The organism is Candidatus Ruthia magnifica str. Cm (Calyptogena magnifica) (genome assembly GCF_000015105.1).
GTDB classification, from domain to species: Bacteria; Pseudomonadota; Gammaproteobacteria; order PS1; family Pseudothioglobaceae; genus Ruthia; species Ruthia magnifica.
This window is the reverse complement of record NC_008610.1, coordinates 381,419-397,317: the sequence shown is the minus strand read 5'-3', so window position 1 is coordinate 397,317 and position 15,899 is coordinate 381,419. Positions and strand designations below refer to the sequence as shown.

At 32.2% G+C, this 15,899-nt stretch carries 11 protein-coding genes; 5 read left to right on the top strand and 6 right to left on the bottom strand.

The features are described 5' to 3' along the window. The first annotated feature begins 3 nt into the window (after window positions 1–3). Window positions 4–2,061 (top strand): ATP-dependent DNA helicase DinG, encoded by a 2,058-nt coding sequence (dinG, locus tag RMAG_RS01860; RefSeq protein WP_011737762.1) that lies wholly within the window; start codon window positions 4–6, stop codon window positions 2,059–2,061. A 21-nt stretch (window positions 2,062–2,082) separates the two neighbouring features. On the opposite strand, the gene RMAG_RS01855 is transcribed toward dinG, so the two are convergent. The 6 genes from RMAG_RS01855 to RMAG_RS05805 all read right to left on the bottom strand — a co-directional run bounded on the left by RMAG_RS01855 (window position 2,083) and on the right by RMAG_RS05805 (window position 9,630). Next, complete coding sequence (locus tag RMAG_RS01855) at window positions 2,083–3,531, bottom strand: TrkH family potassium uptake protein (protein WP_011737761.1); 1,449 nt, start codon at window positions 3,529–3,531, stop codon at window positions 2,083–2,085. A gap of 12 nt (window positions 3,532–3,543) precedes the next feature. Beyond that, a complete protein-coding gene (gene trkA / locus RMAG_RS01850) occupies window positions 3,544–4,917 on the bottom strand; it encodes a Trk system potassium transporter TrkA (protein WP_011737760.1) in 1,374 nt (457 codons plus the stop codon). Window positions 4,918–4,923: 6 nt separating this feature from the next. Then, window positions 4,924–5,499 (bottom strand): response regulator, encoded by a 576-nt coding sequence (locus tag RMAG_RS01845; protein WP_011737759.1) that lies wholly within the window; start codon window positions 5,497–5,499, stop codon window positions 4,924–4,926. 12 nt (window positions 5,500–5,511) lie between these two features. After that, on the bottom strand, window positions 5,512–7,674 hold the full coding sequence (locus tag RMAG_RS01840) for a sensor histidine kinase (RefSeq protein WP_011737758.1): 2,163 nt from the start codon (window positions 7,672–7,674) through the stop codon (window positions 5,512–5,514). A gap of 1,372 nt (window positions 7,675–9,046) precedes the next feature. Further along, window positions 9,047–9,169 carry a hypothetical protein gene (locus tag RMAG_RS06130; RefSeq protein ID WP_268745597.1) on the bottom strand — a complete coding sequence of 41 codons (123 nt, stop codon included), beginning with the start codon at window positions 9,167–9,169 and terminating at the stop codon, window positions 9,047–9,049. Window positions 9,170–9,477: 308 nt separating this feature from the next. Next, window positions 9,478–9,630, bottom strand: coding sequence for a hypothetical protein (locus tag RMAG_RS05805; protein ID WP_187145681.1), 153 nt, complete (start codon window positions 9,628–9,630; stop codon window positions 9,478–9,480). A 2,636-nt stretch (window positions 9,631–12,266) separates the two neighbouring features. Between RMAG_RS05805 and ppa the strand changes: the two genes are divergently transcribed. From ppa to dnaK, 4 genes are all read left to right on the top strand, one after another. Next, window positions 12,267–12,797, top strand: a complete 531-nt coding sequence (gene ppa / locus RMAG_RS01830; protein ID WP_011737757.1) for an inorganic diphosphatase — start codon at window positions 12,267–12,269, stop codon at window positions 12,795–12,797. After that, window positions 12,739–13,356, top strand: a complete 618-nt coding sequence (rsmD, locus tag RMAG_RS01825) for a 16S rRNA (guanine(966)-N(2))-methyltransferase RsmD (protein ID WP_236608576.1) — start codon at window positions 12,739–12,741, stop codon at window positions 13,354–13,356. Before ppa ends, rsmD begins: the two co-directional genes overlap by 59 nt. A 23-nt stretch (window positions 13,357–13,379) precedes the next feature. Next, window positions 13,380–13,856: a pantetheine-phosphate adenylyltransferase gene (gene coaD, locus RMAG_RS01820; RefSeq protein WP_024792206.1), complete on the top strand. Its 477-nt coding sequence runs from the start codon at window positions 13,380–13,382 to the stop codon at window positions 13,854–13,856. Between the two features lie 76 nt (window positions 13,857–13,932). Beyond that, complete coding sequence (gene dnaK, locus RMAG_RS01815; RefSeq protein WP_011737754.1) at window positions 13,933–15,840, top strand: molecular chaperone DnaK; 1,908 nt, start codon at window positions 13,933–13,935, stop codon at window positions 15,838–15,840. Window positions 15,841–15,899 lie beyond the last annotated feature (59 nt).

Genomic DNA, 15,899 nt, shown 5'->3' with positions numbered 1-15,899 from the left:
ATCATGCTTTCAAATGAGCTAAAAGCTCAAATCCGTCAGTCATTTATGAGCTTAAAAAAAAACATGGATGGCTTTAAAGTACGCCAAACACAAAATAGAATGATTGCTGAAATCTCTAAAACTTTATCAGGAGAATACAAAGGCAATAATAATATTCTATGTATTGAAGCGCCTACAGGTACAGGAAAAACATTTGCTTACTTAATTGGTAGTATTCTTATCGCTAAAGCCAATAAAAAGAAACTGATTATTTCTAGTGCTAATGTCTCTTTGCAAGAACAATTATTTTTTAAAGATATACCACAAGTACAAAAATATTGTTGCATTGATTTTGAGTATGCCTTAGTTAAGGGGCGTTCACGTTACGTTTGTATTCACAATTTAATTAACGTGTGTGAAAATAACACGAGTGATAATTTTTTATTTGAATCAATACCACTGTTTGATAAGCCGCCAGGAAAATATCAATTAGAGCAACTCAATGAGATGCTAAATGATTACTCAACCAAAAAATGGAATGGAGAAATTGATGATTTAATGCGTGTTCCAGATCACTCTATTTGGAAAAAAATAGCTTGCAATCGTTTTACTTGCACCACAAAAAGCTGTGAATTTTATCAAAACTGTGCTTTTTTTAAAGCCAGACAGAAAATTACTAAAGCAGATGTTATTGTCGCTAATCATGATTTAGTCTTGGCCGATCTTAGCACAGGAAACACCATACTACCTAATGTTAACAAATCAATCTTTATCTTTGATGAGGCGCACCACTTAAATTCAAAGGCACTGTCTCACTTTTCATTAACTACCAGTACTGAACTTATTAAAACCAGCGTTAAACAAACTAAAGCAGTTAGTGAACAATTATGCAAAATCAGCAAACAAGATATGCCTGATATTGACATCAAACAAATTGATGATTATTTGACTAATTTAATTCAATTATTTAAAAAACTAGAATTTAATGACAATATTTATTTATTCAACCAGGGTATTATTGATAAATCTATCAACCAAATAAGTGAAAATATTCTAACACTTATTGGTGCCATTCAAACTAAATTCATGCTTTTAAAAGAATCCTGGGACGACTATTTAAAAATAACAGTTATAGACAAAAGCATCAGTGATTCTATTAATAATGCAACTGGTGAATGCGAACAACATTTACTCAGTATTATTGCTTTATTTTCATCTTTCTTGCAAACAGACGAGCCAAACAAAGCACCACATTCACGTTGGATTGAAAAAAGCACACTCGCAAATAAAAAAAATAGCTACTTGCTTAATAGTGCTCAAACCAATATTTCAAAAAATCTAGACCAGCTTATTTGGTCAAAAGTTTCAGGTGCTGTTCTCACTTCAGCCACTCTAACATCGCTGGGTAGTTTTGAGCGCTTAAACAAACAATTAGGTCTACTAAGAAATGAAAACCAATATTTACGTCTACCCTCACCTTTTGTATTTGACCAAGTAGATTTTATCGCTGCTAAACTTAAAGCCAGCCCAACTCAAGTGTATGAGCACACACAAGAAGTAGCATTACAATTACTTAAACGACTTGATAGTAATGAAGGTTCATTAGTATTATTTGCCTCTAATAAGCAAATGCAAATAGTAGCAGATTTGATAGAAAAAAAGCTAGATTGCACTTTGTTTGTTCAAGGTAAATATCCCAAAAAGTACATTTTAGAAAAACACACTGACTTACGTAAACAAGGTAAAGGTAGCGTCATCTTTGGACTAGATAGTTTTGCTGAAGGAGTAGATTTAAAAGGCGACAACCTTACCCATGTTATCATTGCCAAATTACGTTTTAGTGTACCAACTTCGCCCATTGATAAAACATTAGCCACTTATCTTGAATCACAAAATAGGAATCCTTTTATGGAAATATCCTTACCAGATGCGTCGCTTAAACTCATTCAGGCCTGTGGTCGCTTGATTCGCACAGAAACTGACACAGGAAAGATCACCATTTTTGATAATCGTTTAGTTTCTAAATTTTATGGAAAACAACTATTAAACGCTTTACCAAGCTACAATATTATAGTGGAATAATTTTCCTTGGTTTGGAATATATTAAAAACGCCAAAAAGACTTATGTAACAAGGCCATTAAAGTTAATATTTCCAAGCGCCCTAATAACATTGAAAAACTTAAAATCCATTTAGCAGTATCATTGATATTACCATAATTATCAGCAACGTCACCCAATCCTGGACCTAAATTATTAATAGATGCTGCTGTTGCTGAAAATGCACTGACCTGGTCAAGACCAGTAAACATTAACATTAACATTAACATAACAAAGACGATTACATACAAAGAAAAAAACCCCCAGACTGATATCAAAGTATTCTCAGGAACACTTTTTTGATTAAGCTTGATGTTGATTTGTGCATTAGGATGAATAAATTTTTTAATCTCCTTCATCGCTAACTTAAACATTAATAATATTCTAACAACTTTAATACCGCCACCTGTAGAGCCAACGCAAGCACCAATAAAACTAGCAAAAATTAAAAATACAGGCAACACAAATGGCCACAATGAGAAGTTAGTACCAGAAAAACCCGTGGTAGTTATGATAGAAATACTTTGAAATATGCCATATCTAATTGACTCTTCAATGGTTTGATAATAACCTTTATCAAATAAATAGCTTGATACTAATAAAATTGATGCACTTAAAATTAATAAATAGGCTTTAAATTCAGAATCTTTTAAATAAAAAAATAAATTATTCTTACGCCAAACAAGAAAATGTAGCGAAAAATTAATACCTGCTAGTAGCATAAATATCATTGCTACCATCTCAATTGCATAAGAATTAAAATAGCCAATAGAGGCATCATGAGTAGAAAAACCACCAATAGCAACGGTTGCATAACTATGCCCAATTGCATCAAATGCATTCATGCCTGCAAAATAATATCCTAGTGCACAAACGACAGTAAAACTGATATAAATTTTCCACAATGCTTTGGCGGTTTGAGTTAGCTTTGGTGTCAATCTTTCTTTAGAAATACCACTTAATTCTGCATGGTAAAGCTCCATACTGCCAACACCTAACATTGGCAAAATTGCAACTGCTAAAACAATAATACCCATACCACCTAACCACTGAAGCTGCTGGCGATAATATAAAAGCGCTTTAGGTAAATCATCTAACCCAGAAAGAACCGTTGCACCTGTGGTTGTTAGCCCTGACATGGATTCAAAAAATGCATCGCTAAAGGACATATCCAAAGATACCGATAATAAAAATGGTGTGGTAGCAAATAAGGATAAAACAAACCAGAAACTCACTACCACCAACGCACCTTCACGAATTCTAAAATTTTTAGTTGAGTTTCTAAAAGGAAACCACAAAACAAAACCACTGAGTAGTGTTAAAGAAAAAGCAACCATAAAAGATAAAGCTTCATTTTGAGCATAAATAAAGTCAACAACAATGGGTGGTAATTGAGTTAAACTGAACACCATTAGCAACAAACCAATAGTTTTAAAAACAATACTAAATTGCATTTTTAACAATCATTAATCAAAATATCTTTCAAACAACTTTTCAACTTCATGAATTTTACTAATATCAGTCAACACTAACAATACATGGTCTCCTTCTTTGATTATTAAAGTACGCGACCCCATAATCACTTCATGATTCCTAACCACTGAGCCCACAACTACACCATCAGGTAAATTAATTTGTTCAATGGTTTTACCCACAACATCTGAATGGTGTTTATCGCCATGCACAATAATCTCAATTGCTTCTGCTTTACCTTGACGCAATGAATACACCATCATAGTATCACCTTTACGAATGTGTGCCAGAATGCCGCTAACTGTAATTTGGTCAGGTGATATAACCATATCTACATCTTCGCTTTGTTTGGCCAAATCTTCATAAACATTACGTTTCACCAAAGCGACTGTTTTATGTGCACCTAAACGTTTGGCCAAAATTGAAACAATAACATTGATTTCATCAAAATCTGTTAAGGCTAAAAATAAGTCTGTATTTTCTATACCTTCTTCTAATAATAACTCTTCATCTGAGGCATTACCTAAAAGCACTAACGTATTTTCAAGCTCATCAACAATTTCACTAACACGCTTTTTATTCATCTCAATAATACGAACGTGATGGTTTTTTTCTAAGAACTTTGCCAAATTAAGGCCAATACGTCCACCACCAGCAATAATAATATTTTTATAAGTCTTGTCTTCACGCCTAAATTGTTTAATCACTTTAGAAATACTAGCTTTTTTCGTCATAAAATAAACCCGATCACCGTCACGAATAACCGTCTCTCCTGATGCAGGAATTGCTCTACCATTACGATATAAGCTTACAATACGCACCCGTGTTTTTGGCAAATGCTCATGCAAATCTTTAATAGGATGCCCTACAATTGGCGTTCCTGCATAAGCCCTAGTTTCTACCAATTGAACCAAACCATTTTCAAACTCAAACACCTGTTCAGCACCTGGTTCTTCAACTACACGTTTAATATAGTTAGTCACCAACTCTTCAGGTGTAATAATAAAATCAATTGGGATGGCATTAGGAGAGAACAATTCTTTTCTATGTAGATATTCAGCAGTACGTATACGTGCTACTTTCTTTTTTACTTGATACAAGGTGTGCGCCATCTGACAAGCCAACATATTACCTTCATCAGAACGTGTTACGGCAATCATCATATCCATATTTTTAATATCCGCTTCTTCTAAAACATTAGGATACGAGGCATGTCCACATATAGTTTTAATGTCTAAATGACGTTGCAAATTTGACAAATTAGATTCATCTTTATCAATAATGGTAATGTCATTATCATTATCTGAGCCTAAATATTTAGCTAATGTTGCACCAACTTGTCCTGCACCTAAAATTAATATTTTCATACTATTTTATTTTTTATCAATACCTAAATCTTTTAACTTACGATATAAAGTGGTTCTTTCTAATCCTGCAAGGATTGCAACTTTAGCAATATTATGCTTGTTCTCTTGCAGATGGTGATTGAAATATTGTACTTCAAAAATATTTCTTGCCTCTTTAAGTGGTGCATTAAATTCAATACCATTAATAGTATGTTCAGACTTTTCTAGTACTTGCTCAGATAGAATTTTACGTACCAATGGTAAAATATCATGCAGTGGTTTTTCCAAAAAATCAACCGCACCTAGTTTAATTGCCTTGACTACATCTTGATGTTCTGCATGTCCAGACATCATCACAATCGGTGTAGAAAAACCAGATTGAGTCCATTCTTCTAACAATGACATACCATCCTGAGCAGGCATCCAAACATCCATCATAACTAAGTCAAAAATTTGATCTTCTACAATAGTTTTAGCTTGGTTAGCATTAGCCGCAAGAACCACATGATAATTAACATCTTCCAATGTATCCATCATCGTTTCTGCATTAATATTTTCATCATCAATGATAAGAATTCTACCAATAGCTAATGTCCTATCCATAATCCTTTCCTTTTATTTATTACAATTAAACTCGATGGTAATCATAGCGCCATGGGGCTTAACATTACTAGCAAATATTTTACCCTCATGCTGTTTAATAATATTTTGCACAATTGCCATTCCTAGCCCACTACCCTTAATTTTAGTTGTTACATAAGGCTCAAATACCCTATCAAGTACATACTTATCAAAGCCATCACCATCATCTATGGTGTTTAAACGCACAATGGCTTGTTTTGGTAAATATTCTGTTATGATTTTAACGTTTAAATCACGCCCGTCAATCATTGCTTCACTGGCGTTTTTCACTAAATTAATCAACACTCTAGAAATACTATGACTATCTAAAAGTAGTAGTGGAATACCAGCAAATAAATCAAAATCAATATTCATATTACTTTGAGAGTCATAAAGTGCGATAGATTGTTTAATTAACATATTCAAATCACAAGGCTTCCTTTCAATTTGTGGGGTGTTAGCATAATCAGCAAATGCACTCACCATAGTATCCATAGATTGAACTTGGTGAATAATAGTATTTGTAGTTTTATCAATAACATCTAAATCTTTGCCTTCTAAAGAGTCCATAAATCGATTTCTAAGGCGCTGAGCAGATAATAAAATAGGCGTTAGTGGATTTTTAATTTCGTGTGCCATGAGCTTTGCCACTTCTCCCCAAGCAGCTTTTTTCTGAGTCCTATTTAACCTCGAAATGTCCTTAATCACAATGACAAAACCCAAGGTTTCATTGTCATTTTTAAGTGCTGCACCTTGACATGATAATAACAAATGTTGATTAGCTAAAGTAATTTTAATCTCTTCACTCCATTCACTTTCATCTCGTTTAAATTTATCTTGTGTCATTAAAAATAGAGGCTCTAAATTTGAATATCGATCAACAATAGTGCTACATTTTTTACCAAAAAATAATTTCTCATCTTCAATGCCCAGCATTGTACCAATCACTGGATTAATAAGACGTATCTTCCTATTTTGATCGAGTGCAATCACACCATAAGAATATTTAAGAATCGTCTCTAAATACAAATTATGCGTATCCAAGCCCTCACGAGATGCCTTGATTTGTCTAGACATGGTATTAAATTGCTCAATCAAACTACGTACATCTTCACTTTCTTTTTGTTTAGTAATGCGCACATCATAATTACCTTTAGCAATTTCTTTCGTAGCTATGGACAAATTATTCAGCGGCTTCATTAACCGTTCAATCATGCGAAAAACTACCATAAGTGCGCTAAGTATTGCCAGTAACACAGTAGATGAAAAATCAATCATAAAACGTTTTTGAGTGATTGAAGTGTTGATTTCAAACTTAATATTTTGTGCTGCATTGGCAAACCCTCTAACTTGTGACAAAAACCCTAAAAGCCCTGGATCAGTTGCATACACCATATCAACCACAAACAAATCTTGGTTTGATATATTTGAAAGATAACGTGTTGACATTTTTACTTGAATAACGTTTGCAGTCTCGTCTTCGTTAATCATACGTGGCTGTGTGCCTGGCAATGGCTGTTCTTCAATCGCCATACAATTAGTCACATCTGCTGTTTTAGCAACCACCTCTTCTTGAGCATTTAATAATGTAATTTGACAAGCCCAGCCCTTATCAATTAAACCATCAAGAAATATCTGCATACTTTGTGCATAATTTTCAGCATCTTTTTGAAAGCTACCAAAGGAGGTAATTAAAGTTAGTAATCTTTTTGTCTGTTCAGTATAACGCTCATCTCTAATTTTTTGCACACCACTATACAAACCATTGACTTGTTGAATAAAATTTTGACTAAAAACATTAAAAGCTTTTTCTGAATCTTTAACGTTGTTTTGAATCGTTTGAAATGAGAATATATAAAAAGACAACACTGGAACAATCACCAAAACCGGCACAATTTTAACAAATGACCAAGTAAATTTAGAACCCACAATACCGCCCTTAACATCACGCTTAAGACGTAATACATCCGCATAAACATAATAAATAGCAACAAAACTCATAATGATATTAAACCCAACCAAATACCCCCACCAGTGTTCAATAAAATCAGGGTTAAGTCCTAAATAAAACGTGCCAGAAATAGACAGTAAAAAAACAAACACCCAAACCCATGCTGGCGGTGTTTTTTTTAAACTTAAATATTGGCTAAAAATCATAGAAAACAATGCAGATAGTCATAATTTTTTTAAATAAATATCTTCACAAGTTATTCATTAAAGATAGCTCAAATAACTCAGTCTACTATTTAAATACTTTGATAAATAAAACATCATTTTTCAAATCTTGAACTTACTATTTTTAATAAAACATAACACCTATTGTATCTATATTGAATTATTGATTATTAAAATGTTAGTGCTACCCATGGCAAGATAGTATCGCCTGTTGACAACATCATATTACTTTTATACAAAACTTTGTAGATAGTATAGTATCGTTAGTTTTAACTCAACAAAAACTAATTTTTTAAAAAATATGAGATATAAGGAAAATACAGCAGTAGGTAATAAAAAGCAAACAAATATTACTTACAATATTATACCAAATAAAGGGCGTAAAACTTTCTCTTGAAAGCGATAAGTTAAAAAATACATCATCAGTGACAACTAATACGCTAAAAGTTTCTTATAGTTTAAAACAAAACTATAGCGATCTTGTTAAGAGTAAATGCAATGTTATTAACATTGCAGTCCTTTTAAAAAATAGTTTAAAAATCTTGAAATAAACTCATAAGTTTGCTTTAAACAAATATACAAAGTATTAAAAACTTTGATATTTATTAAATTAAACCGTATCACACACACTCCTTGATAATAACCGATAAATTTAAGAAAATTTAGTCCATTACTTTTAATGATTAAGCATTCGTGTTTGTTGATACAAATCTTGATATTTTTGACGCTATTTTTTGTAATATACTGCATACTAAAGTCAGTTTTATGAATGAATACAACAGCGGGAGGTAGGAAAACTTTTTTAAAATATCAAAAAATCTCAAATTACCATCTAAAATATTTGTAATCTTTTGCAAAGGTCATTATTTCAAGAAACAATTCTATTGCTAAAGGGTTATTATGAGGTGTACGCTCTCAAGACAAATATAGTAAAAGAGAAATAGACGTTCTTTATATGGCTATTTTTTAACTCTTGTAATAATTAAAACGCTTTTATTTATACCAAATTTGCAAACCATGATAGAGAATTTGCTACGCTTAAAGACAGAGGTATCTAGTGCCTGACAGTGAGGCAAAAGCATGTATTGTATGCTTTAAATTGGCATGATAATTACTCACTACAAAATAAACCCGTAAAACTATAGTTTAAATAATCCTTTAGTAAAAAAATTTATCAACCCTTGAAGAAATATTACACTTCGTTTTAACAGCCCAAAGTAACTTTGATACAGTAACCAAATAACACTACATTGTGAACAATTGTGCACTTTTTTGGTTAGTATTTCACACTCTGAAAAGCTACGTTCATCATTCCACAAAATACAAGGTCTTAACACCTATCCATTAATACATATCATATGTCCACCGTACCCATTGATTTAATACATTCTAATTGATACCCTTTTGCCTTTAAGTTGATTAACAACTGACGCATAATCTTCCCAGCAATCATCTGGGTCCTGTTCTGAACAATCATTTACCTTTATATATTAATCAATACTATTTTCAATCAGGAAATGCCTAAATCTAAATCTAAGTACATAATTTTATATTAGACATTTATTTTTTAAGCTTATGGAAGTTGCAAACATACAATTATCTCTGCTTTCCAATGAAAAGTTAATACCGAGTTTTGTACAGATTATTGCAACAACATACGCAGCATTAATCAACTACTATCATAGTGCAATAATCATTTCAAGTGTTTTCTATGGATATAAAGCCTCTAAACCTTCATCGTTAACTTTAATAACACCACCGATAAATTCAGTCAACACTAGCTCTTTAACAAATACTGTCATCAAACGCTCTCCTAAAAATCATTTTAAATACCTGTTTAACAGGAAACTCACCCTTTATGTTGCTAATGACTTCACCTTGTTTAACAAACATATTAAACAAAGTCTCGTCACACACCATATACTTAAGTAAACCCATATTTATCTTCACTTTGACGTCTAAATTCATTAGATATAATGCCCTTAATTTCTTAAAAATAGCGATTAAAATTAGCACATTATTAAAACTAACATCATAACAAACAGCACTAATTATATTAATCAGTTTCCATTAGTAAGAGGGTTAGTCATACAGTTCGTTAAAAGTACCTAGAAAAATAACTTTAGTTCATTCTAAATTGATCAGCAGCTTCTGATATCGTGAATACATCTGCATAATGAACAATAATATAACCCACCATTTCGATGATTTGTGCAATGTTACGTCATCATCAAAATTCTGCAACTGTTTATTTAGCAACGAGTTGTATTCCTGATAGCCAATAAATCTAACACTCACTAAAGCATTGCAAGACTGTTGTATGCTGAATACGTGTTAATTTTTTTGCAAAAAATTACTAATACCAAAAACTCCACATCATGTTTGGCGCGTTCTAATAACGGTAAAGCCTCTTAAAATTATTATAAAAATCAACAGTATGACGAAAAATATGTGCTAGTATCGGTCAAATTACTTGGCTTAAAAGGCCAATATAGTCATCCACAATACCTTGTTACAGTGTTATCGATGTAATATAACTCATACTCTTCATGATAATGTCAATGAATTAGAGGATTGGACGCACCATGTTCTAAATAACACATATAACCAAAAGAACCTTCGGCTCATAACCAAGATTAGGATTATGCTGAAACTTATATTCCATCTTTGAGTTACGTACTAATTTTCTCTTAGACATTAGCTAATACATCAAAACATTAACAAAATATTTTCCAAAAAAGGCATTAATCAATTGGTTAATAAGAATTTATACAAAACTTGTTAACTTTTTTATAAATTTGACACAACGATTTTACGAGACGCATATCACCTGCTAATCTACAAAATAATAAAATACAAAAAATACTTAAATATCTAGCCAGTATAAAAATTGCCATTGAAAAATCCTCAGGTACGCACATAAAAAAGAACAACATCTTTCTCCGCCCATTGAATAAATATCTCGCTCATAGCCGAGGTCTTATCAACACAACCTGTTGCTTCAAGCACTCACCTCTCAATTTCTTTTGTTAATCGTAGTGTAATTCGATCAACCATACTGTTTGGAGATAAGGTTTTTTTCTTAACTACCTTGCATTGTAATATCTGTTATAACACGTTGACACAGAACGTCCTCTTCTAACGCTACTCATTCAAGATTAATATTAGGATTATCCGCCTCAAAATATTTTCCTAACTTTTGCATCTCAACCATATGTTCATTATTAACTATTGCAATAACAAAATTTATTTGTATCTAAACTATTACTGTAGATAACAAAAAATACCCACTTATAACTATTATGACAATATGTCTTAATTTCATACTATTTCCTCCGTATTTTTATAAAAATACTGATTAGTAAAATCAACCGCTTACTCGTCCGAATATGTGTATGTGCATTCCAAATTTTAACAATTTTTATACATTACTATAATATAATATTCATTTGTATCGAAGCCTTTTCGATATCAGGAAAATTTTTGTACTTTATAGTATTTTGAATGCAATAAAAAAATTTATAATCTAAAATTAATCACATAAAAATCAATTTATAATTTGGTAAATGAGTGGCTTTGTCGATATAAAATACGACAAATGGTTCAAATGTAAGCACAACTAAGTCAGTTTCTAAATTTAAAAACACGAAATCAAACTAGCCATTGATACTGAATTTAAACGTGTTAATACTTACTATCCAATACTATACTTGGTACAAATAATCATTAAAAGTGTAATTGATTATATCGACATCTTAGCAATTGAAGATTTAAACCCGCTATTTGAAAAGCTTTATCAAAAAGATTGCTTATGAATTGTGCACAGCACGTCAAGATATTAAGATCATGCACTATTTGTCCAAATAACTCCCTAAACGTTTGTTTGACACTAAAATTGCAGCATAAATTTACCTATGCAAATTTCTTATCAAGCACTGACTCAAATCTTATAAAATTTCTATTTATAAAAACTTATATCCACCTAGATTGAACCATACGTCCATTGCCAAATGAAGAGCTTGAGTATACGTTAGATAATGTACGATATTTATTTAAAAATTCTACCAACTTGAAAACCAATTAAAAACTTAACATGAGTTATACTGGATTAAACAAGAAGGTTAATTTTTATTAAATATCAATCTTTAAGATCCTGACGTTAAAAACGCATGGAAAACGTCAAAAGATTTTCATGTTTAACCAAAAAACATATTATTGTACCGTACAATTAGTCATGTTTAGAGAACATCAGACTATTCATAAGAATAAACTTAGAAAATGAATAATGAGTGACGATAAATTAATCAGCTATGCGCTCAAAAAAGAGCCATTATTTTTTGGTATAAAATTACATTTAATGAATTTTTAGTTAGAAATGAATAGCTGAATGAAGCTAAAATTATTGTTAATACACAACACTAACAACAAAAACTGATACAAAATATAGAAAATTAGTATAATTTATACGATAGAACCATTGCCAATAGTAAATAATCGTTAAGTTTTACTCATGGTGAGTGCTCAGTTATTTTCTTAATAGGTTTCGCTTTAATCTTTAAAAAGGAATCAGAAAAATGCAAAATAGTTTAAAACCAGTCTCAGCAGGTAATGTACCTAATGAAATTAATGTTATTATTGAAATTCCAGCAAATTCATCACCCATTAAATATGAAATTGACAAGGAAACAGGTGCAATGTTTGTAGATAGATTTATATTAACACCTATGTTCTATCCTTGTAACTACGGTTTTGTGCCAGAAACACTGGCAGATGATGGCGATCCAGCCGATGTCTTGGTGATTACTCCTTACCCACTAATCCATGATAGCGTTATTACAGTGCGCCCGATTGGTATTTTACGCATGACTGATGAAGCAGGAAAGGATTCTAAAATTTTAGCCGTACCTATTGATAAATCATGCAAATCTTATCATAATATCAAATGCATTGACGACGTCGATGTTACCCTTAAAAATCAAATCGAACACTTCTTTACTTACTACAAAGACCTTGAAGAAGGCAAGTGGGTAAAAATTGATGGCTGGAGTGATTCTATTGAAGCCAAAAAAGAGCTTCAAAACTCTTTTGACGCCTATCATCAATAATTCCTTCCAAATTGTATCAGGTGAATATCAGGGCAGAAAATTTAACTTTCCAAAAACGCCTAGTTTAAGACCTACATCAGGTAAAATAAGAGAAACCTTATTTAATTGGATTCAATTTGAATCACACAACAAAACTTACCTAGATTTGTTTACTGGCAGTGGGAGCTTAAGCTTTGAAGCACTATCTCGTGGCGCTAGACAAGTCGTTAGTATTGAACAAAACTTCAATGTCTATCAAAGTTTGAAAAAAAATAAAACGCTGCTAAAAACAAACAGAATAAGTATTTTTAATCAAGATGCACTAAATTTCTTATCTAAAAAAAGCACACAAACTTTTGATTTTATTTTTTTAGACCCGCCTTTTAATAAAAATTATCTGCCAAAAACTTTAAAAGCATTTTCAAAAGGTAATTTTATGACTTCAAATACAAAAATCTATATAGAATCTGAATTTAAAATTTTAAAAAATGAAGCAGCTGAATGGCTATCAACAAACATTCAAATTAATAAACAAAAACATACAGGGCAAGTGCATTATTGCTTAATAACTCCATTATAAAATCTTAACTGAATTATCTTATGATGAAAAAAATTGCAATTTACCCAGGATCGTTTGATCCAATTACCAATGGCCATATTGATTTAATCAAACGCGCCAGTAAATTATTTGATGAAATTATTATTGGCATTACTCAAAATAGTAAAAAAAAAGCTTTTTTAAGTATTGATGATAGAATTAATGCAGCCAATACCACACTTAAAGATATTGGCAATATTAAAGTATTAAGCTTTAACACGCTATTGGTTGACTTTGTAGCTAAGCAAAACGCACAAGTAATTTTACGTGGATTACGCGCTGTTAGTGACTTTGAATATGAATTTCAACTCTCAAGCATGAACAAACACCTTAATCCTAATATTGAAACTCTATTTATGACGTCTGCTGAGAAGTATGCTAATATTTCCTCTTCTTTAGTGAGAGAAATTCTAACATTGGGGGGTGATATTAGTATTTTTGTACCTACATCAGTAGAGGCATTGCTCAAGCAACGCTTATAAAATTTTTACCCCTAATCCTTGAAAAAAAAATGCCCATCCCTATATAGGGCGTATATTAAATATTAAGGAGTAAAAAATGTCAAGGATTATCGGTATTGACTTAGGTACAACCAATTCGTGCGTAGCTATTATGGATGGCGGTAACGTTAAAATTATTGAAAATTCTGAAGGTGATCGCACCACACCATCCATTATTGCTTATCCAAAAGATTCTGAAGAAGTTTTGGTTGGTCAGCCGGCAAAACGTCAGGCAGTTACTAATCCAGAAAATACATTATACGCAATTAAACGTTTAATTGGTCGTCGTTTTGACGAAGATGCTGTACAAAAAGATATTAACCTTGTACCTTATAAAATTGTTAAAGTTGACAATGGTGATGCCTGGGTTGAAGTTAAAGGTAAAAAAATGGCTGCACCTGAAATTTCAGCAAAAGTCATTGGTAAAATGAAAAAAACTGCTGAAGATTATTTGGGTGAAGAAGTCACCGAAGCAGTTATCACAGTTCCTGCTTATTTCAATGACTCACAGCGTCAAGCAACTAAAGATGCTGGAAAAATCGCAGGTCTTAATGTTAAGCGCATTATCAATGAGCCAACTGCAGCAGCATTGGCTTATGGTGTTGATAAAGTTAAAGGTAACAAAACCATTGCTGTTTATGACTTAGGCGGTGGTACATTTGACGTATCTATTATTGAAATGGAAGATATTGATGGTGAAAAGCACTTTGAGGTACTCTCTACCAATGGTGATACTTTTCTAGGTGGTGAAGATTTTGATCAACGTATTATTGGCTATTTAGTAGATGAGTTCAAAAGAGACCAAGGTGTTGATTTAACCAATGATCCTATGGCACTACAACGCCTAAAAGAAGCAGCTGAAAAAGCCAAAATTGAACTGTCTTCTTCTGAACAAACTGACGTCAACTTACCTTACGTGACTGCAGATGCCTCAGGCCCTAAACACCTTAATATCAAAATTACTCGTGCTAAATTAGAATTATTGGTTGAAGATCTACTTAAACGCACTATTGAGCCATGCAAAACTGCACTTAAAGATGCAGATTTATCTGCAAGTGATATTGATGAAGTTATCTTAGTAGGTGGTCAAACACGTATGCCTAAAGTAACAAAAATGGTACAAGACTTCTTTGGTAAAGAGCCTAAAAAAGATGTTAACCCTGACGAGGCAGTAGCGATGGGTGCTGCAATTCAAGCAGGCGTATTAGGTGGTGATGTTAAAGATGTATTGTTACTAGACGTAACACCATTGTCTTTAGGCATTGAAACCATGGGTGGTATTATGACTAAATTAATTGAGAAAAACACAACCATACCTACTAATGCAAGCCAAATATTTTCAACCGCGGTTGACAATCAATCTGCAGTAACTGTGCATGTATTACAAGGAGAGCGTAACATGTCTAGTGCCAATAAATCATTAGGTCAATTCAATCTTGAGGGCATTCCAAATGCGCCTAAAGGTCAACCTCAAGTCGAAGTAACATTTGACATTGATTCTGATGGTATTTTAGATGTATCTGCCAAAGACAAAAATACTGGTAAAGAGCAGTCGATCACCATTAAAGCCTCATCTGGATTGAGCGATGAAGAAGTTGAAAAAATGATCAAAGATGCTGAAGCACATGCTGATGAGGATAAAAAATTCCAAGAATTGGTCGCCAGTAAAAATATGGCAGATTCTTTAATACACTCAACCAAAAAAACGCTAGAAGAACTAAAAAATGAAGTTTCTGATGATGAAAAATCAGTGATTGAAATGGCTATTACCGAACTTGAAAAAGCCATTAAAAATGATGACAAAAAAGCCATTGATGCCAAGATTCAAACCTTAAGTAAAAAAGCACAACCATTAACTGAAAAAGTACAAGCCAAATCAAGTGCTGAAAATACTTCTAAAGAAAAGTCAAAAGCTGATGACGATGTGGTTGATGCTGATTTTGAAGAGGTTAAAGACGATAAATAAAAGGTTTAAAATCTAACCTCTAAACCCTCCCCTAAGAGATAGCACTTGAGGAGGGTTTT